This is a genomic window from Ruegeria sp. CE6 (assembly GCF_056537485.1).
In genome coordinates this window covers 1,375,437-1,393,223 of sequence record NZ_JBQFRR010000001.1, presented here as the reverse complement: position 1 = coordinate 1,393,223, position 17,787 = coordinate 1,375,437, and the positions used below count along the sequence as shown (strand labels likewise).

General features: G+C 55.1%; 15 protein-coding genes. 6 read left to right on the top strand and 9 right to left on the bottom strand.

The window, feature by feature from the left end:
- Nucleotides 1-133: 133 nt before the first annotated feature.
- A complete protein-coding gene (locus ACR0DK_RS06755; protein ID WP_480735338.1) occupies nt 134-847 on the bottom strand; it encodes a DnaA N-terminal domain-containing protein in 714 nt (237 codons plus the stop codon).
- A 440-nt stretch (nt 848-1,287) separates the two neighbouring features.
- Between ACR0DK_RS06755 and ACR0DK_RS06750 the strand changes: the two genes are divergently transcribed.
- On the top strand, nt 1,288-2,595 hold the full coding sequence (locus ACR0DK_RS06750; RefSeq protein WP_170647014.1) for an AAA family ATPase: 1,308 nt from the start codon (nt 1,288-1,290) through the stop codon (nt 2,593-2,595).
- Nucleotides 2,592-3,698 carry a ParB/RepB/Spo0J family partition protein gene (locus ACR0DK_RS06745; RefSeq protein ID WP_480735336.1) on the top strand — a complete coding sequence of 369 codons (1,107 nt, stop codon included), beginning with the start codon at nt 2,592-2,594 and terminating at the stop codon, nt 3,696-3,698. Before ACR0DK_RS06750 ends, ACR0DK_RS06745 begins: the two co-directional genes overlap by 4 nt.
- An 880-nt stretch (nt 3,699-4,578) precedes the next feature.
- Here ACR0DK_RS06745 and ACR0DK_RS06740 read toward each other — a convergent pair.
- From ACR0DK_RS06740 to ACR0DK_RS06705, 8 genes are read right to left on the bottom strand one after another with little or no spacing between them, the layout of a single operon-like run.
- Nucleotides 4,579-5,421 carry a fumarylacetoacetate hydrolase family protein gene (locus ACR0DK_RS06740; RefSeq protein WP_170407446.1) on the bottom strand — a complete coding sequence of 281 codons (843 nt, stop codon included), beginning with the start codon at nt 5,419-5,421 and terminating at the stop codon, nt 4,579-4,581.
- A gap of 17 nt (nt 5,422-5,438) precedes the next feature.
- Complete coding sequence (locus ACR0DK_RS06735; RefSeq protein ID WP_170407443.1) at nt 5,439-6,194, bottom strand: SDR family oxidoreductase; 756 nt, start codon at nt 6,192-6,194, stop codon at nt 5,439-5,441.
- 8 nt (nt 6,195-6,202) lie between these two features.
- The gene (locus ACR0DK_RS06730) at nt 6,203-7,705 is read right to left on the bottom strand and encodes an aldehyde dehydrogenase (NADP(+)) (protein WP_480735334.1); all 1,503 of its coding nucleotides are present in this window, start codon (nt 7,703-7,705) and stop codon (nt 6,203-6,205) included.
- A 12-nt stretch (nt 7,706-7,717) separates the two neighbouring features.
- Nucleotides 7,718-8,830: a fumarylacetoacetate hydrolase family protein gene (locus ACR0DK_RS06725; protein WP_480735332.1), complete on the bottom strand. Its 1,113-nt coding sequence runs from the start codon at nt 8,828-8,830 to the stop codon at nt 7,718-7,720.
- 1 nt (nt 8,831) lies between these two features.
- Entirely contained in the window at nt 8,832-9,662 is an 831-nt protein-coding gene (locus ACR0DK_RS06720) for an amidohydrolase family protein (RefSeq protein WP_480735330.1), read from the bottom strand.
- On the bottom strand, nt 9,659-10,087 hold the full coding sequence (locus ACR0DK_RS06715) for an RbsD/FucU domain-containing protein (protein WP_170608945.1): 429 nt from the start codon (nt 10,085-10,087) through the stop codon (nt 9,659-9,661). Before ACR0DK_RS06715 ends, ACR0DK_RS06720 begins: the two co-directional genes overlap by 4 nt.
- Entirely contained in the window at nt 10,077-11,129 is a 1,053-nt protein-coding gene (locus ACR0DK_RS06710) for an aldo/keto reductase (RefSeq protein WP_480735328.1), read from the bottom strand. Before ACR0DK_RS06710 ends, ACR0DK_RS06715 begins: the two co-directional genes overlap by 11 nt.
- The gene (locus ACR0DK_RS06705; protein ID WP_170394143.1) at nt 11,126-11,863 is read right to left on the bottom strand and encodes a GntR family transcriptional regulator; all 738 of its coding nucleotides are present in this window, start codon (nt 11,861-11,863) and stop codon (nt 11,126-11,128) included. Before ACR0DK_RS06705 ends, ACR0DK_RS06710 begins: the two co-directional genes overlap by 4 nt.
- Before the next feature lie 84 nt (nt 11,864-11,947).
- Here ACR0DK_RS06705 and ACR0DK_RS06700 point away from each other — a divergent pair, with 84 nt between their 5' ends.
- Genes ACR0DK_RS06700 through ACR0DK_RS06685 form a run of 4 tightly spaced genes read left to right on the top strand, consistent with a single transcriptional unit; the run spans nt 11,948 to nt 17,065 of the window.
- Nucleotides 11,948-13,501: a UxaA family hydrolase gene (locus tag ACR0DK_RS06700; RefSeq protein ID WP_480735326.1), complete on the top strand. Its 1,554-nt coding sequence runs from the start codon at nt 11,948-11,950 to the stop codon at nt 13,499-13,501.
- Nucleotides 13,502-13,530: 29 nt separating this feature from the next.
- Nucleotides 13,531-15,069, top strand: a complete 1,539-nt coding sequence (locus ACR0DK_RS06695; RefSeq protein WP_480735324.1) for a sugar ABC transporter ATP-binding protein — start codon at nt 13,531-13,533, stop codon at nt 15,067-15,069.
- On the top strand, nt 15,066-16,073 hold the full coding sequence (locus tag ACR0DK_RS06690; protein ID WP_170423121.1) for an ABC transporter permease: 1,008 nt from the start codon (nt 15,066-15,068) through the stop codon (nt 16,071-16,073). The genes ACR0DK_RS06695 and ACR0DK_RS06690 overlap by 4 nt, the downstream gene beginning before the upstream one ends.
- A gap of 47 nt (nt 16,074-16,120) precedes the next feature.
- Nucleotides 16,121-17,065, top strand: a complete 945-nt coding sequence (locus tag ACR0DK_RS06685) for an ABC transporter substrate-binding protein (RefSeq protein WP_170423123.1) — start codon at nt 16,121-16,123, stop codon at nt 17,063-17,065.
- Nucleotides 17,066-17,787 lie beyond the last annotated feature (722 nt).

Below are 17,787 nucleotides of genomic sequence, written 5' to 3'. Positions count from 1 at the left end.
GTCGCAAATTTTGATTTGATCTTTTGCAATGCACATGTCCACTGTGATCAGGATCGAGCTAAGTCACATCTGACGCGCTCATAAACAGTTTCCGCTAGATAGTCGCCTGTTGCCAGTTGAGCAAGCCCGCGCCCTATTCTGCCGCTTCAATGCGAATTGTTCGAACCGAAGGGTCTACACGCGAATAAGCGGCCAAAACCCTCCCCGACCATTTCTGTGCAATGTAATCCGCCATAAAACGCGATGGCGCAATCAGGGTCGCCAGGCCCCCTGCCCTTTCGGCTTCGTTTAGATGCTTGAACCAACTGGACCAAAGTTCTGGGTCACGCCCATGTAGGATCGATTGAACCTGTGCCCAAACGTCTTCACCCTTTGGCGGCGGGATCGATGGCTTTGACTGAAATGGCACAACATTGGTATCGCGCTCTGGCTCTTGCTGCATTCGTTCTTGGAAATCCGTTCCGATCACGGGCCAGGTTTCCATTGTGTCCAGCATGATCTGCTTCAGGTCGAGTTCATAAACCGCAACCCGTCCTCGAGCGGCGGGTCGTTTGACCACAATCCAGCCTGCGCTGCGCAGCTTAGCCATCTCACGTTTAACTGTGCGTTCGTTCACGGACCACAACCGAGCGATCTCTTCCCGGCCAATCGACAGTTCATTGGAGCGCCAGTTATAGCGCGTGGTAATTAAAGTCATGATGCGTAGAACACTGCGATGACGATGCTTGTCACCTGATAAGGCGTGAACGGCGAGGGCCGACAAGATATCGTACTTCAGTGCAGGCGCATTTCGCCCGATCGGTTTCGCAACCTGCATCCGTTTCCTCACCGCTCTTTTTTGCCTCATGCGGGTTGATCCCGCCGTAATCGCACCGTTTCCCAACGCTTTTCGTGATTGTTCACTGATTAGCGTCCAATACTTCGATTCTGTCAAGAGTTCGTTGAGATCACGCTATTTGATAGGTGCTATTCGCTATCAAAAAATAAAAGAAATAGGTGAATCTATGGTGATGGGGGACATACTGGGTGTCCCCTAATAGAGCAATAATGTCCCCCTATATGCCGTATTTGCTTGAGTTGTGTCCCCCTAAATCTGGTAGGATATCCGACGTCAGGACGATTGCAGAGAGCAGCAGCGTCCCGAATCGGTCAGCACTAGATGCGGCCATATTTTCTTACCCGTGGGTAACATCACAACCTTACAATAATTTCTTTTGCCAAATATGCAAATCGGGCGTAAATAACAAAAGAGAGAAAAATAACGTCCAGAAGAATGAGAACTGAGGCATGTACACGCACGAAGACCTGAATGCATTGCGCACCCAGTCCCTGAAATTGCAGGGCTGGATTCGCCAGCAGACTTTCAGCCCTGAGATGGAGAAGACGCTAAGGCGGTTCTCAAGCTGGGAGGTGTCCGAGCTGATCTTTAAGGTGAACCAATCGACTTTCCGAGGAAAGCTGGCCGCCGATCCTTCATTGCCGGGAGGCGAGGTCGAGCCTGATGGGCGGCAGCGTTGGTTTAGTCTGGAAGAGGTAAATGAGCTCAGGCGGCGGCTTAAGGTTAATCGCAAAGCGCTCACTCCCCCACGCCCTGCGGGCAAGCGGGCGGTTCGGGCCGCTGTTGCCAATTTCAAAGGGGGGGCTGGCAAGTCGACCGTGGCGTTGCATCTTGCGCACGCCGCTGCTCTGGACGGCTACCGAGTATTAGTGGTGGATTTTGACCCTCAGGCGACGCTCAGCCATTCGATGGGTCTAACCGATGTCGCTGAAGATTTCACCGTCTGGGGTATCATGGCGCGGGATCTGATCCGTGAAACCGATCGCATGAATAACCGCCCTGCGGCTGCAGAGTCAGGAACCGCCCTGCCCCGCCGAGAATTACCACCTTCTATAACGGATATGGGTCTCGGCGAACTGCGCATTTCTGATTTTATCAAGCAGACCTCATGGTCAACGATTGATGCGATCCCTTCTTGCGCCAATGCTGCTTTCGTCGAATTCGCATCAGCACAATATCGGCACCTGAATCCTGAGTGGTCTTTTTTTGCAGCTGTGTCCCGCTATCTGGATCAAATACCGAATGATGCTTATGACCTGATCCTGTTCGATTGCCCGCCTGCGATAGGATACCAATCGATGAATGCGGTGTTCGCAGCAGACATGTTGTATATCCCGTCGGGGCCCGGATACTGGGAATACGATTCAACCACCTCATTCATTGGACAGTTGGCTGAAGCCCTCGAAGATTTGGCCTATGGTTTCGACAAGACCTTACCCACGGGTAAGATTGGTTTACCCAAGACATTCTGCGAAATTCGGTTTTTGCTTACGCGCTACGAACCGGGGAATGCACTGCACACAGCGATGTATGACGCATTCCGCAAAGTCTTTGGTGAGCACCTCGCCGAGCACCCGGTCGAGATGACGCGTGCGGTCGAGCAATCTGGTCGGTTCCTGAGTTCAGTTTATGAGATGGATTACCGTGAGATGACGAGGGAAACCTGGCGTCGCGCGCGTTCGACATTTGACAATGTTTATGATGAATTCCGGGGCGTCATGCTATCGGCCTGGGACAAGCTGGAGGATGACGTATGAGCCGAAAACGCAGAATGTTCGATATCGATATGCCAGCGATGGAAGAAATCCCGGTTGGCAAGATTCCGGATAAAGCGCTTGAGAAAAGGCGCGGACCGATGGCTACTGCAATCTCCGAGAACGCTAATGCGCTACGCGACCAGCAAACTACCGAAGATGCAATCAGAGTCGAAAATGACAGGTTAGCGCACGAGCTTGTACGACTACGTTCAGAAGGGTATGTTACTGAACAGATCGCATTGGCGGATGTTGTTACCGAGCGCCTGACGCGCGACCGCAAGCCTGGCCCTGATCCTGAGTTGGATGAGTTGAAGGCTTCTATTCAGGATGTGGGTCTTTCGAACCCGATCCGGGTCGAGCGTCGCAACGATGGACGCTTTGAGTTAATTCAAGGAATGCGCAGATTATCGGCATTTCGCGCATTACTTGAGGAAACTGGCGACGCGCGATTTGCGACGATTCCGGCCGGTGTTTCTGACGTTGCAGAGCTGGATGATAGCTATCGTCGCATGGTCGATGAAAACCTGATCCGAAAGGATATCTCGTTTGCGGAAATGGGCGCGCTTGCGCGTGCCTATGCGGAAGACCCCGCCAATGATTGTCCGGATGTCGACAAAGCGGTTTCAACCTTGTTCAAATCTGCAAGCTATACCAAGCGCAGCTATATACGGGCGTTTGCGAGTTTGCTGGCCATGTTGGAAAAGGTTCTTATGCACCCAAACGACATTCCACGGAATGTGGGTGTTGAACTCAAACGAAAGCTCGACTCTGATCCCGGATTGATCCGACAAGTCAGTACGGCTTTGGTGAGTGAACCAAATCGCAACAGCGTGCGCGAAGTGGCCATTCTTCGCGATTTTCTCACAATCGAAAATGCGACCGCCGCTAAGCCAAAGGCTGAAGCCGTTGGTAAACCACGCCGCGCGAAGACAACGTTTCAGGTAAGGGGCAGGGCAGGGATTGCAAAATGTTCTGCATCCAGCGGAAGGATCGAACTTCGCTATGATCTCGATTTTACCCGTGTCGATAGGGCGAAATTAGAACGTGCTGTGGCCACCTTGATCGAGGATCTGCGAGAAGAAGACGATCTTACCCACGGGTAAGACGGGCTTAGCGAGATAGATCCGAAGCGCGGCGCTGGTTAATTTCAGCGCCGTTTTTTTGCACAAACAGACCAATCGTGTAATACGGTACCCTGGGGGACCATCTAAACGCTTAGCTTTTACCGCCCGGCCTCAAATTCTTGTTTTGTAGTTCGGGCAGGTACGTTCCGAGCAGAGTTGACGAATACAAGTTCGGGCCATCAGTAGAAGGTTTCTTAACGTATTGATATGGAACTAGGGCAGATAATCTACAATTTATGTAGTTAGTCGCGGCTGAACAGATACACAGTTTTCGCGGCAGGGCAGGGACGACGCGATCGCTTCTATCTTCGAGCGCCCCGGCACTACATTTCATCGGGAAGACCAACATAGCGTACCGAAACATATTCGAGGCGCGTGAGCATATAACGGATTGGCCGTGAGCACCTATCAATGATGGATATGATCGTGCTGTGGCTTGCCAAAGAAAAGGCGGCGATGGGTTGAATGATTGACCGAGTAGAAGGTCATTTGGGCGTAGTGTGCAAAATACTTTAATAAGTATTATTAAGAGCTGTATCGGTCTGTCTACTTTAATGCGAAGGGCACCCATCTTGCCGGCTTGGGGGCCTGCTGAATCGTGACTTAAGGACAGGCTTTGTCAAAGCTTGCAAAAAAATAACGACTCTTCTCAGTATTGAAACGCCCGAAGCAACTAGGAAGATGTTCGGTAACCTGATCCGATACTACAAATACCGGATTAATCGCGCGAGAAGCGCCTATAAGATTATTTACTGGCCTGATAGATAATCAGTATACGGGCAGCGTTATCTGAAACAAAACCTTCTCGCTTACTTTTGTTGTTTCAAGGCTACATATGGTGTTCGCCTACAGCGCGCTCTCATCCCTGGATGACGTTCTGACGTTGCGTGCCCAGCCCCTGAATACCAAGCTCCATTTTGTCGCCGGGATTCAAGTAGGTCTGCGGGTTCTGTCCCATACCAACACCCGGGGGTGTGCCTGTAGAAATCACGTCACCGGGTTGCAAAGACATAAATTGCGACAGATGCGAGATGACCGTCGCTACGCCAAAATGCATCGTTTTGGTTGATCCGTCCTGATATCGGTGCCCGTTTACCTCAAGATACATCGGAAGGTTTTGCGGGTCGGGGACTTCGTCTCGTGTTACCAGCCAGGGGCCAATTGGGCCGAACGTGTCCGCAGACTTTCCTTTGACCCATTGGCCAGAGCGATGAAGCTGAAAGTCACGTTCTGACAAATCGTTCACTACGCAGTAGCCGGCGACGTGGTCTATGGCTTCCGCCTCAGAGACATATTTGGCCTCTTTGCCGATAACGACGCCCAGCTCAACTTCCCAATCGGTTTTGACCGATCCGCGCGGGATTTCTACGGTATCGTCGGGGCCGGCGATGGCCGAGGTGGCTTTGAAGAAGATCACGGGCTCAGCAGGCAATTCCATGCCGCTTTCTGCTGCGTGATCGGCATAATTCAGGCCAATGCATATGAACTTTCCAACATTGCCAACGCAAGGACCGATGCGCGGGTTGCCGTCTACCAATGGCAGGCTGGCCAAATCTAGTGCGCGGAGCTTTTCAAGAACGACATCGCCAAGAGTATCGCCCGAGATATCATCCACCACACCGGAAAGGTCGCGAACCGAGCCGTCTGAGGCCAAAATGCCGGGTTTCTCAGCGCCCTTCGGGCCATAGCGTAGTAGTTTCATTGTCAGGTCCTTCCTGCTCAGATCGTCCAGCCGCCATCTATGGCAAAGGGCTGGCCCGAAGTGTATTTGCTGGCATCACTGGCCAAATACAGAGCCAGTTCAGCGATCTCTTCCGCTGTGCCAATACGGCCCATCGGTTGACGGGCGATGAAATCAGTCATTGCCTGCTCATAATCCCCGGTGGTGCGAAGCCGGTCATGCAGGCTGGGGCTGTCCACCGTACCTGGACAAATCGCGTTGCACCGAATGCCCTGGGTCACAAAATCGACTGCCACAGACTTGGTCAGGCCAATCACCGCTGCTTTTGACGCGCAATACGCAAATCGGTTGGGCACGCCTTTCATGGACGATGCGACCGACGACATATTGATGATCGATCCTCCGCCTGCTTTCAGCATTCCGGGTAGAGTCAGTTGGATCAGTCTGAACATGGCCTTTACGTTGAGGTCAAAGCTGAAATCCCAATCCTTTTCAGTGCATTCAAGAATTGATCCCCCCGCTACATAACCTGCGCAGTTAAACAGAATGTCCAGTTGCGGCAGATTGACCGCTGCATCTGTAACGGCCTTATCGTCCATTACGTCCAGTTGCAGCGGTTCGATACCCGGAATACCGCCCAATTCGGCAAGCGCAGCATCGTTGATGTCGCTGGCTATCACCCGTGCGCCTTCGGCAGCGAACAATTCGGCGGTTGCACGGCCAATGCCTTGGCCAGCTGCTGTGATGAGAGCGGTCTTATCTGCAAGCCGGTTGGATGGGTTGATTGTCGACATGAACAACCTCACAATATCTCGGGTAGAAGCTCGGATGGGATGTCCTGATAACAAACCGGCCGCAGGAAACGGCGTATCGACAATGTTCCCACGGATGTTGCGCCAAAGTTGGTTGAGGCGGGGTAGGGGCCTCCGTGAACCATGCTGTCGCAAACTTCGACCCCGGTCGGAAAGCTGTTGGCCAACAATCGCCCAGCCTTTCGTTCAAGCAGCGGTAGCAGTGCCTGAGCGTCGGGTTTGTCGCCAGCGTCCAGATGTAGTGTGCAGGTCAGTTGCCCTTCGATGGTCCGGGCAATCCGTTGCATCTGAGCGCGGTCTTTCACACGCACGATGATGCCTAATGGGCCGAAAACCTCTTCTTGCAGCTTCCGATTGGCCAGCCAGTCATCACCAGAAACAGTGAACAGGTAAGGGGCCGCATCGCGTGACTTGCAGCTTGTGCCCATAATGTTCGATACACCGGTACCAGCAGCTACACGCGAAACTCCGTTTCGGTATGCCTCCGCAATTCCATCGGTCAGCATTGTCTGCTCGGCCACCGAAGACAGGCCAGCCTCTGCCGCTGCTTGAAACGCGTCAGCATCCGGACCTTCGGTGATCGCGGCGATACCGGGATTGGTGCAGAACTGTCCAGCGCCCATGGTCAGGGACGCGGCCCAGCCATTGCCGATTTCAGCACCGCGCGCGGCCGCCGCTTGCGGCAGTATGAACATCGGATTGATTGAACCCAGTTCGCCAAAAAACGGAATGGGTTCATCGCGTTGCGCGCATAAATCGAACAGCGCCCGTCCACCTCCGAGGCTGCCCGTAAAGCCAACCGCCCGGATCAAGGGATGTTGCACCAATCGCGTGCCCACATCCCGTTTGCCACCCTGTACCAATGAAAACACTCCGGGATGAATTCCTGTCGCTTTGATGGCGGCGTCGATTGCCTGGGCGACAATTTCGCCAGTGCCGGGATGGGCCGAATGGCCTTTGACAACGACAGGGCATCCTGCGGCTAATGCTGCGGCTGTATCACCCCCTGCGACTGAGAAGGCCAATGGGAAGTTCGAAGCGCCGAACACCGCAACAGGACCCAGCGGGCGCTGTATCATGCGCAGGTCGGGGCGGGGCAGGGGTGCACGATCCGGCATGGCCGGGTCATGGCGCATGTCCAGGTAATCGCCCGCTTCGATGTGATCGGCGAAGAGGCGCAGCTGGCCGACGGTACGGCCACGTTCCCCTTGCAGGCGTGCCTCGGGCAAGCCAGTTTCCTGAGTGCCGATTTCGGTGATGGCATCCCCGCGGGCATCAATCTCATCTGCGATCTTGCGCAATAGCGCGGCGCGTTCGGTACGAGAGGACCACCCGAAAGTGGCAAATGCCGCCTCAGCTGCCTCCACTGCGCTATCAACCAGCGCTGCTGTCCCCGCAGAAAAGTCATGGCTTGGTCCATGCGCTGGTTCCGACGCAAAAGTAGTGTCTGCACCGAGCCATTCGCCAGCTATCAGGTGTTTTCCGGTCAACATATTCGTTCTCTCTTACAGCAGGCCGCGATGGGCGAGGTTTCGCATCAGGTGTGATGCCCCAAAGGTCCATTCGGGGCATTCCGTCGACAGGCGCACGGTGTTTGTCAGCGCTCCAAGGCGCGTATTGGAGATAGTGACGACATCGCCAATTTTGTGAGTAAACCCGCCGCCAGGTGTGTCACGGTCTTGGGTCGGGGCGAACAGAGTGCCAAGGAAAAGCATCAGCCCATCAGGATATTGGTGATGGCACCCGATAGTCTGCTTCACAAGGTCTGCAGGATCGCGACTGATCTGGGACATAGATGAGCTTCCGTTCAGCACAAATCCATCCGATCCGGTCACGGTCAGCGCAAGTTCAGCCTGGCGTACATCGTCCAGTGTGAACCCATCATCGAACAACCGGATCATCGGTCCGATCGCGCAAGAGGCATTGTTGTCCTTTGCTTTGCTCAGCAACAAAGCCGAACGACCTTCAACGTCACGCAGGTTGACGTCGTTCCCCAGCGTAGCGCCCTTAATCTCGCCCTTAGATGTAACGGCCAGAACGACCTCGGGCTCGGGGTTGTTCCAGGTCGAAATCGGGTGAAGACCGATTTCTGAACCAAACCCGACCGAAGACAAAACTTGTGCTTTGGAGAACACCTCGGCATCGGGGCCGATCCCGACTTCCAGATACTGGCTCCAGAGGCCTTCAGCGATCAGTGCTTCTTTGACCTCTGCGGCCGCGTCCGATCCAGGTACGATGTTCGAGAGGCTGTCTCCGATCCGGTCTCCGATGCGCGCCCGGATCGCGTCGGCTTTGGCAGGATCACCGGCGGCTTGTTCCTCGATCACGCGTTCGACCATGGACCCGGCAAATGTGACCCCGCAGGCCTTGACCGCCTGCAGGTCACACGGGGCCAGCCATTGGTGGTCGGCGTCCAAAGGGCCGATATCTTCACCTTGGGCGTTGCGCGCATGATCTGCTGCATCGTCGCGTTCCAGAATGTCCCGGACAGTTGGTGCCGTTTTTGACGTGATATCGATAATCCGCATATTGCGCAGGGTCACCACGCTGGGGCCGATTCCGCCGCGCTCAATACGGCCGAGCCATAGCCCGCTCGAATCCAATATACCTATGGTCATTTCAATTCCTGAGGTTGTAGGCGCGGGCGGCGTTGCCACCCATTATTGCCTGCCGTTCTGCGCTGCTCAGATGTTTCAGCAGCATGTCGGTGGTTTCACACCAGCGCTCATAGCTACTGGCCAAGGTGCAAACTGGCCAATCGCTACCCCAGATCAGACGCGATGGACCGAAGGTGTTCAGCAGGTGATCCACGTACGGGCGCAGATCGTCGATCGTCCAGTCTGTAGCAGCCTCAGTCACAAGGCCTGAAAGCTTGCACCATGCATTTGTATCTCGGGCCAAGGCGGTCATGTTGTCGGACCAGTCACCCAAGATTGCGTCTTTGATCAATGGTTTCGACCCATGGTCAATGACAACACTCATATCGGAATGGTGCTGAAGAAGTTGCCTGAGCGGGCCCAGGTGTTGAGGCAAGGTCAAGGCATCAAATGTCAGGCCATGCCGCTGAGCTGCCTCGAAAGCGGGCGTTAGCGCGTCGCCTAGCATCCAAAGCGGGTCGGCGATGTCCTGTATCATCGGACGTAGACCGACAAATGCCTTGTGGGTAGCCAAGGCGGAAATCTTTGCAGGTGCATCAGTGGCTTCAAAGTCAACCCAGCCCACAACACCTTTGATAAACGCATTCTGATCGGCCAGAGCGAGCATATATTCGGTCTCGGCCACTGTGGGTGCTGCCTGCACAAGGACCGTGCCATCAATCCCGGCGGCGCTGAGCAGAGGCATCAGATCGTGCGGTGCAAAATCCCGGTAGATCTCGCTCAGATCGGGCGTCAGCCAGCCATAGTCGCCCCGCGCCAAAGCCCAGAAATGCTGATGCGCGTCGATCCTCATGCGATCACACCCTTTTTCAGGATGATGTTGCCATAAAGCCTGCGTTCGCCCGTTTGAACGATGGCAAACGCGTTGGCTGCACGCTCGTAGAATGCAAACCGTTCCAAGCCCTGAACTTTGGCCGGGTTGTCGGCGGTCGTGTCGATGATGCGTTGAAAGTCCGCGACTGCGTCGGGAACCGCCTCCGCGTCGCCGACAACCTGCATGGTCAACGCCGGATCAGGAACGAATGTGTCCAAGGGCATCACCGACAAGACCGCTTGCAACACTTCACTGGCCGAAGATCCATCCGCCCGAATGCAGTCCGGCCCGCTGCTGGAACCCGGGAAGTTCGCATCTGCAATAACGATTTCATCCCCGTGGCCCATGGCTCTGAGGGTATACAGCAGCTCCGGCGACAGGATCGGATCGATGTTACGCAGCATCTGCAGTCTCGCTTGGCAGAGGCGCATCCGGTCGGATCAGACCTTCGGATCGTAGGTCTGCCCACAGGCCCGGGGGAATGTCACGCTCCATCAATGCCACATTGGATTGGACTTCGGATGCGTTTACAGCCCCGGGTACAACTGTTTTGACGCAAGGATGGCCCAGAACAAATTGCAACGCCGCCGCAATCAGCGGAGTGTTGTGGGCTGCGCACACGGCTTCGATCTTGCGGACCCGGTCCAGAATGTCTTCGGGCGCGTCAGCATAATTGTACTTGGCGCCGGGCACTGCTCCGGTCGCGAGAATGCCTGAATTGTAAGGTCCTCCGAGGATGATCCCGACATCGCGCTGCTCGCAGAGTGGCAGGAAACTGTCGAGGGCCTCTTGTTCAAGCAATGTATAGCGCCCAGCCAAAAGGAACCCGTCGAAGTCGCCCAGCCCAAGAAGTTTCTCGCAAACCTGCCATTCGTTTACACCTGCGCCGATTGCTGCGATTTCACCCGCATCGCGCAGCTCGGTCAAAGCCTTGTAACCTCCGCCATCAAACAGTTCACGCACCTTGGCGTCCGAAACCTCTTGGCTGCCTTGGCTGAAGACACAGACATCATGGACCAGAAGAATGTCAGAATTGGCGACACCGATCCTGTTGCGGCTTGCCTCGTAAGACCGCATTACGCCGTCATAGGTATAGTCAAACACGATCCGTTTCTGCGGTACATCGACGAAAGCTTCGGGCGTTACTTCATGCGGTTCGCAATCCAGTAACAGGCGACCGATCTTGGTTGAAAGCTGGATGTTTTCGCGCCCGAACCGACCAATCGCCTGCCCGAACCGATGCTCTGATCGGCCAAGCCCGTATTGCGGCGCTGTGTCGAAAAACCGGATGCCTGCGTCATAAGCGGTCTGCAATGCCGCCTGCGCGTCCTCGTCCGAGACTTTGCGGTACAGGTTCCCCAATGGTGCCCCACCGAACCCCATGCGGGTCAGGGGAACGGGCCGTGTGGTCCGGTTGTTCAGTAATTCTGTTTGGGAAACGGTCATCCTGCCTCGCTATTCAGCTGTGGGGTGAGGTTGAACAGATGCGGCTTCAGTTGCTCCAACTGCTCAATGCGCGGCATCAACTGCCCGAGGTGGGCGCGCATAGCGACCTGCGCGGCCTGTTCGTCGCGATTGCTGATTGCCTCGAAAATGGCCCTGTGTTCTGCCAGTGTTTCAGCGATCCGGCCAGGGGTGGGCAGCAATAGCATGCGTGCGCGACTGACCTGTAAGGAAACGGTTTGGGCAACGTCGGCGAGGCGGCGGAAGCCTGTAAATTCCATCAGAAGACTGTGGAACTCTTCATCAGCCTGATAAAAGCCTGGGATATCATCATCCATAATCAACAGTTCCTGCAGACGCATGTTGCGGCTTAACCTTTTACGCTGAACGTCGGTTATGTCGCGCGCGACTTTGGCGACAGTTGCAAGTTCAAGCGCTTCACGCAGGAATACGCCTTCGCGGATCTCGTCCATCGAAAAGTAGGATACGCGAGTGCCTGATTGCGGTACCACATCCACCAGCCCTTCCGAGGCCAAACGCGCGATCGCATCGGCCACAGGTGCGCGCGACACACCCAATCTTTCACACACAGGTGCCTTCCTGAGGTTCGCTCCGGGTGGGAAATCCAGTGAGAGAATCGCCTGCTTCAATGAGTGGTGAACCCGCTGAGCGAGCGGTCCTTCGATCGTTGTGATCTCGGGCAATAGTTCGGCATCAATATCTTGGTGTTTGTTCATACTGCATAAGTTAGCATTCTAACATGTTAGTTGACAAGTAGAGATATTGGATTTAGCAACATTGACCAAGCAAGTGGAGAAGAGATGCGAGCGAACGGCAGCATAAACGTTTTGGAAGAGGCGGCTCGCGATGTCGTGAAGCTAAATCCGCAGGACAACATCGTTATTGCTTTGCGTGACTTGCAAGCGGGTGAGCAGCCGGCACATGTTCCCGTGCAATTGGCTGCGCCCGTTACCCGCGGTCACAAGCTTGCCGTGTCATCAATCCAAACTGGCGAGAATATTGTCCGCTACGGTCAGATCATCGGGCAGGCCAAATGCGATATAGCGCCTGGCGAACATATCCATGTGCACAACCTTGGCATGGGGGCGCATCAGCAGGATTATGCGCATGCCAGCGCCAACACCCCGCTGCCTGTTTTGACTGAAAAGCGTACATTCGACGGATACCATCGATCTGACGGTAAAGTGGGAACCCGAAACTACATCGGGATTCTAACCACCGTGAACTGCTCGGGTTCGGTAGCGCGTTTTATCGCCGACGCAGCGGAAAAGACCGGGTTGTTGGAAAGCTATCCCAATGTTGACGGTGTGGTCCCGATTGTGCACGGGACCGGATGTGGAATGTCCAGCAAGGATGAGGGCTATGCTACCCTGTTTCGGACGTTGGCCGGCTATGCACAGCATCCGAATTTCGGGGGTATTCTGCTGATCGGTCTGGGCTGCGAAGTCATGCAGGTGGCAGATCTTGTCGGCGGTCGACCAATCCGCGCTGACGGTGCGCTGCGTTACATGACCATTCAGAACGAGGGCGGAACACGCCGCACTATCGAACGGGGGCTGGCGGAGTTGCGCGGCATCGCCCATCTGGCCAATCAAGCCGAACGCGCTCCGGCTCCGATCAGTGCCATCACGGTCGGTATGCAATGCGGCGGCTCGGACGGGTATTCTGGGATAACCGCGAACCCGGCGCTGGGGTATGCGTCGGATTTACTTGTGCGCCATGGAGGAACAACGATCCTGTCGGAAACCTCGGAAATCTACGGTGCCGAACACCTGCTGACCCGGCGGGCCGAGACTGTTGAGGTGGGTGAAAAACTGATTGAACGTATCCACTGGTGGGAGGACTACACGGCCCGAAACGGCGGTGAGATGGACAACAACCCAAGCCCAGGCAACAAGCGCGGGGGGCTCACAACCATTCTTGAGAAATCGCTTGGTGCCGTAGCTAAGGGAGGCACCGCGCCACTGCGAGACGTCTACAAATTCGGTGAGATGATCGACAAGAGCGGGTTTGTCTTCATGGACAGTCCCGGTTTTGATCCGTGTTCGGTCACCGGGCAAGTCGCTTCGGGTGCGAACCTGATCGTGTTTACCACCGGGCGCGGTTCGGTGTCTGGATATCAGCCAACGCCATGCATCAAGCTGGCCACCAATTCCGAAATGTATGCCCGCATGGCCGAAGATATGGATCTGAACTGCGGTGACATCGTGACAGACGGGATCAGCATCGAGAGCAAGGGCGAAGAACTGTTCGAAATACTGATCCGTGTCGCCTCAGGCAAGAAAACCAAAAGCGAGGAACTTGGATTTGGGGGCGTTGAATTCGTCCCCTGGCAAATTGGTGCGGTGATGTAAACCGCGTTGGCCCAAGGGGAGAGGGGCAAATGGGAGGCAATAAAAATAGACTGGTCGAAATGACGGGGATTGATAAGTTTTTCCCCGGCGTGCACGCGCTGAAATCCGTGCAATTCGATCTTGAACCGGGTGAAGTTCACGCGCTGATGGGCGAGAACGGTGCCGGCAAAAGTACGTTGATGAAAATCCTGTCGGGTATTTATCAACGTGATGGCGGGACCTTGAAGATCGAAGGGCGCGAAGTCAGCCCGACAACCCCGCGCGAGGCGCAGGATCTAGGTATAGGGATCATCCATCAGGAATTGAGCCTGATGAACGACCTGAACGTAGCCCAGAACATTTTTATCGGACGCGAACCGCGTAAGAGCTTTGGCCGTTTGGACGAGGCGGCGCTGAATGCGCAGACTGCCGAAATCTTTGCTTCGATGAACCTCAGCCTTGATCCCAAGGCGTTGGTTGGCAGCCTGACCATCGCAAAACAGCAAATGGTCGAGATCGCCAAGGCACTGTCCTTTCGGTCCAAGGTGCTCATCATGGACGAGCCAACAGCGGCCCTGAATGACGCCGAGATTGCTGAGCTGTTCGTGATCATCCGCCGCCTCAAGGCTGAAGGTGTAGGCATCGTTTACATTAGCCACAAGATGGACGAGCTGAAGCAGATCTCGGATCGCGTGACGGTTATGCGCGATGGGGAATATGTCGGAACAGTTGGGGCTGCTGAAACCCCGATCAGCCAGATCATCGCCATGATGGTGGGCCGAGAGGTCAAGGAAGAACCGCTGGACGTGCCCGATCTGGGTGATGCGGAGATGTCTCTGCAGATCACCGGGCTGAGCCGGAGCAACGAAATTCAGGACGTCAGTTTCTCGGTCCAAAAGGGTGAAATTCTGGGCTTCGCCGGTCTTATGGGCGCAGGTCGCACCGAGGTCGCGCGCGCCATATTTGGGGCCGACCCCAAGGATAGCGGAGAAATCCGGGTACATGGTCAGGTGGTGTCGATCAAATCACCCACCGACGCCGTCAAAGCGGGGATTGGATACCTGTCCGAGGACCGAAAGCACTTCGGTCTCGCCACTAGTATGAATGTACGCGACAACATCGCGCTTGCCTCGATGGACCTATTCACCGGCGCAGGCGGGGTTCTGCACGATGGTGAAATCAGCGACACCGCCAAAAGCTACATCCAGCAATTGGGCATTAGAACGCCATCGGATGTGCAGGAGGTTCGCCTACTGTCAGGCGGCAATCAGCAGAAGGTTGTCATCGCCAAATGGCTGCTGCGCGACTGCGATATTCTGATCTTTGACGAACCGACCCGCGGTATCGACGTCGGCGCGAAATCCGAGATTTACAAGTTGCTGGAAGAACTGGCAGGGCAGGGCAAGACGATCATCGTGATCTCGTCTGAACTGCCCGAAATCATGCGCCTCAGCCATCGCATCGCCGTGATGTGCGAAGGGCGGCTGACCGGCATTTTGCCCGGCGGAAAAGACACAACTCAGGAAGACATCATGCATCTGGCCACGCAACGTGCGGCGGCGATGCAGGTAACAGGGACAGTCCAATGACCACAGCAACCGACATCGAAAAGAAAAAGCCACTATCGGGCCTCGCGGACAGTGGCGCCTATCAAAAGCTGTTGGCCTTTGCCAGTTTGATCGTCCTGCTGATCGGATTTTCTATTGCGTCGCCGAATTTCATGCAGACATCGAACATGATCGCCATTCTGCAGGCGACATCAGTGAATGGCGTTCTGGCCGTCGCCGCGACGCTGGTCATTATCACCGGCGGGATCGACCTTTCAGTCGGAACACTGATGACCTTCTGTGCTGTGATCGCCGGGGTGGTCCTGACATATCTCGGCATGCCCTTGCTGTTGGGTGTGGCCGCAGCCATAGCGGCGGGCGCATTTTGCGGACTTTGCTCGGGCACTTTCGTAGCGAAAATGAAAATTCCGCCATTCATTGCGACGCTTGGAATGATGTTGATCCTCAAAGGCCTGTCGCTGGTGATCTCGGGCACGCGACCAATCTACTTCAATGATACGCCGGGCTTCGATCTGATTTCGCGCGGGTCGCTGATCGGAGAGGTTTTCCCGTCGCTGCCCATCCCCAATGGGGTCTTGATCCTGTTCCTGGTTGCCATCGCGGCCTCGTACATTCTGGGGCGCACGGTTCTAGGCCGGTACACCTTTGCACTTGGCTCAAATGAGGAAGCAGTGCGCTTGTCCGGCGTGAACACCGACATGTGGAAGATGCGCATTTACGCTCTGGCCGGCGCGATCTGCGGCATCGCCGGAATCCTCATCGCCTCGCGCCTGAATTCCGCACAACCGGCATTGGGACTGGGTTACGAGCTGGAGGCGATCGCAGCTGTGGTGATCGGCGGCACCTCCTTGTCCGGTGGACGCGGGACGATCCTGGGTACGCTGATCGGTGCGCTTATCATGGCCGTGCTGACCAACGGATTGCGCGTGCTGTCCGTTGCGCAGGAATGGCAGACCGTTGTGACCGGCGCAATCATCATCCTGGCCGTCTATGCCGATATGGCACGGCGCAAGAAATCGGGATGAGCTAGCAGCTAATTCAAAGACCAAAACGACCAACTGGAGGAGAAAACATGTTATCACGTCGTTTCATTCTGGGTGCGCTGAGTGCAGCCACCCTGGCAGGACCCGCCTCGATGGCGGCAGCCGAAGAGATCTACATCCCGCTGGTATCCAAAGGCTTCCAGCATCAGTTCTGGCAGGCCGTGAAGTCGGGTGCGGAGCAGGCGGCTGACGAATTTGATGTCACCATCACATTCGAAGGCCCGGACAATGAGACTATGGTGGACCGTCAGATCGACATGCTGGCTGCCGCTCTGGCCAATAATCCAAAGGCAATCGGTTTTGCCGCGCTGGACAGCCAGGCTGCTATCCCGCTTTTGAAACAGGCCAACAAAAAGGGCATTCCGATTATCGCCTTCGACAGTGGTGTTGATAGCGATATTCCGCTTTCAACCGCGACAACGGACAACCTGGCGGCAGCAGGGTTGGCAGCAGACAAGATGGCTGAAAAAATCGGGGGCAAAGGGAAGGTTGCTGTTGTCGCCCATGACCAGACAAGCCGCACAGGTATTGATCGTCGCGACGGTTTCGTCAATCGCATGGCTGAGAAGTATCCGGATATTGAAGTTGTCACGGTTCAGTACGGCCAGGGCGACCACCTGAAATCGACCGAAGTCACCAAGGCGATCCTGACTGCTAACCCTGATCTAAATGGTATCTTTGGCACCAACGAAGGCTCAGCTATTGGTGTTGTAAACGGTGTTCAGGAGCTGGGCACCGAGGGTTTGGTGATCATCGGTTATGATAGTGGCAAGGCCCAGAAAGACGCAATCAAGAGCGGTCTGATGGCGGGTGCGATCACGCAAAACCCTGTGGGCATCGGCTATGAGACTGTGAAAGCAGCGGTTGCGGCTCTGAATGGGGAAGAGGTTCCAGGTCTGATCGACACAGGCTTCTACTACTACGATGCCTCGAATATTGACGACCCGAAGATCTCGGCCGTTCTGTACGACTAAAAGTACTTATTAACACTGTCCGGCCTGCCTTTTTGGTGGGCCGGACAACCAATGTTCATCGTTCAGGTGAATTATGTCAGTTTTTGCGGGGCAACGGCGTTTGGGTCGCAACACCGGTCTGTCGCTGCTCTGCGCATGTCCTTGGTGCGTCGATGATGGGTTTAAGCCTAATTAGCAGAAATTTTGGCAAATTGATTTAATACTCGAAGTCTGGACATAAGCTAACCTGTCGCAGACGATTAACTTTTCAGCTTTCAATCAGCAAGCTCTATACACCAATATGTTACAAGCTATTGACCATCGACGAATGCGCCACCAGCGCGGGAGTGGTTCGCGGTATCGCCGCGTCGAAGGCAAGTTCGTGATCTCTTACAATGGCGATTAGTCAGGTCTGAAAGGCGTGACGAAATCCCAAACTGCTGTAAACAAATGCATGATTCGCTATCAATCTAAATACCCCTGCCGATATGGGAATATCTGGAATGCAGGATGCATGCCCGCTTCTACGATGTCTGGTTTGTGATGGCGGTACAGGCTGCGCCAATGAGGTTGGATCGTCACTCTCTCAACACCGTCCTGCAAAGCGATGTCTCTAGAACAACGCTCAGGTTACAAACCGTCGGCCTGACCAGCGGTTTCTCAACCGAGCGAAGGCATGCGTGAGGGTGTGATCGGGCCGACGAATCTGAAATTCGCGAACCACATTGTTCTTGTGGCTGAGT

Coding starts and splice junctions, on each gene's coding strand:
- ACR0DK_RS06755 (WP_480735338.1), bottom strand. CDS start 847: ATGAGGCAAAAAAGAGCGGTGAGGAAACGGATGCAGGTTGCGAAACCG.
- ACR0DK_RS06750 (WP_170647014.1), top strand. CDS start 1,288: ATGTACACGCACGAAGACCTGAATGCATTGCGCACCCAGTCCCTGAAA.
- ACR0DK_RS06745 (WP_480735336.1), top strand. CDS start 2,592: ATGAGCCGAAAACGCAGAATGTTCGATATCGATATGCCAGCGATGGAA.
- ACR0DK_RS06740 (WP_170407446.1), bottom strand. CDS start 5,421: ATGAAACTACTACGCTATGGCCCGAAGGGCGCTGAGAAACCCGGCATT.
- ACR0DK_RS06735 (WP_170407443.1), bottom strand. CDS start 6,194: ATGTCGACAATCAACCCATCCAACCGGCTTGCAGATAAGACCGCTCTC.
- ACR0DK_RS06730 (WP_480735334.1), bottom strand. CDS start 7,705: ATGTTGACCGGAAAACACCTGATAGCTGGCGAATGGCTCGGTGCAGAC.
- ACR0DK_RS06725 (WP_480735332.1), bottom strand. CDS start 8,830: ATGACCATAGGTATATTGGATTCGAGCGGGCTATGGCTCGGCCGTATT.
- ACR0DK_RS06720 (WP_480735330.1), bottom strand. CDS start 9,662: ATGAGGATCGACGCGCATCAGCATTTCTGGGCTTTGGCGCGGGGCGAC.
- ACR0DK_RS06715 (WP_170608945.1), bottom strand. CDS start 10,087: ATGCTGCGTAACATCGATCCGATCCTGTCGCCGGAGCTGCTGTATACC.
- ACR0DK_RS06710 (WP_480735328.1), bottom strand. CDS start 11,129: ATGACCGTTTCCCAAACAGAATTACTGAACAACCGGACCACACGGCCC.
- ACR0DK_RS06705 (WP_170394143.1), bottom strand. CDS start 11,863: ATGAACAAACACCAAGATATTGATGCCGAACTATTGCCCGAGATCACA.
- ACR0DK_RS06700 (WP_480735326.1), top strand. CDS start 11,948: ATGCGAGCGAACGGCAGCATAAACGTTTTGGAAGAGGCGGCTCGCGAT.
- ACR0DK_RS06695 (WP_480735324.1), top strand. CDS start 13,531: ATGGGAGGCAATAAAAATAGACTGGTCGAAATGACGGGGATTGATAAG.
- ACR0DK_RS06690 (WP_170423121.1), top strand. CDS start 15,066: ATGACCACAGCAACCGACATCGAAAAGAAAAAGCCACTATCGGGCCTC.
- ACR0DK_RS06685 (WP_170423123.1), top strand. CDS start 16,121: ATGTTATCACGTCGTTTCATTCTGGGTGCGCTGAGTGCAGCCACCCTG.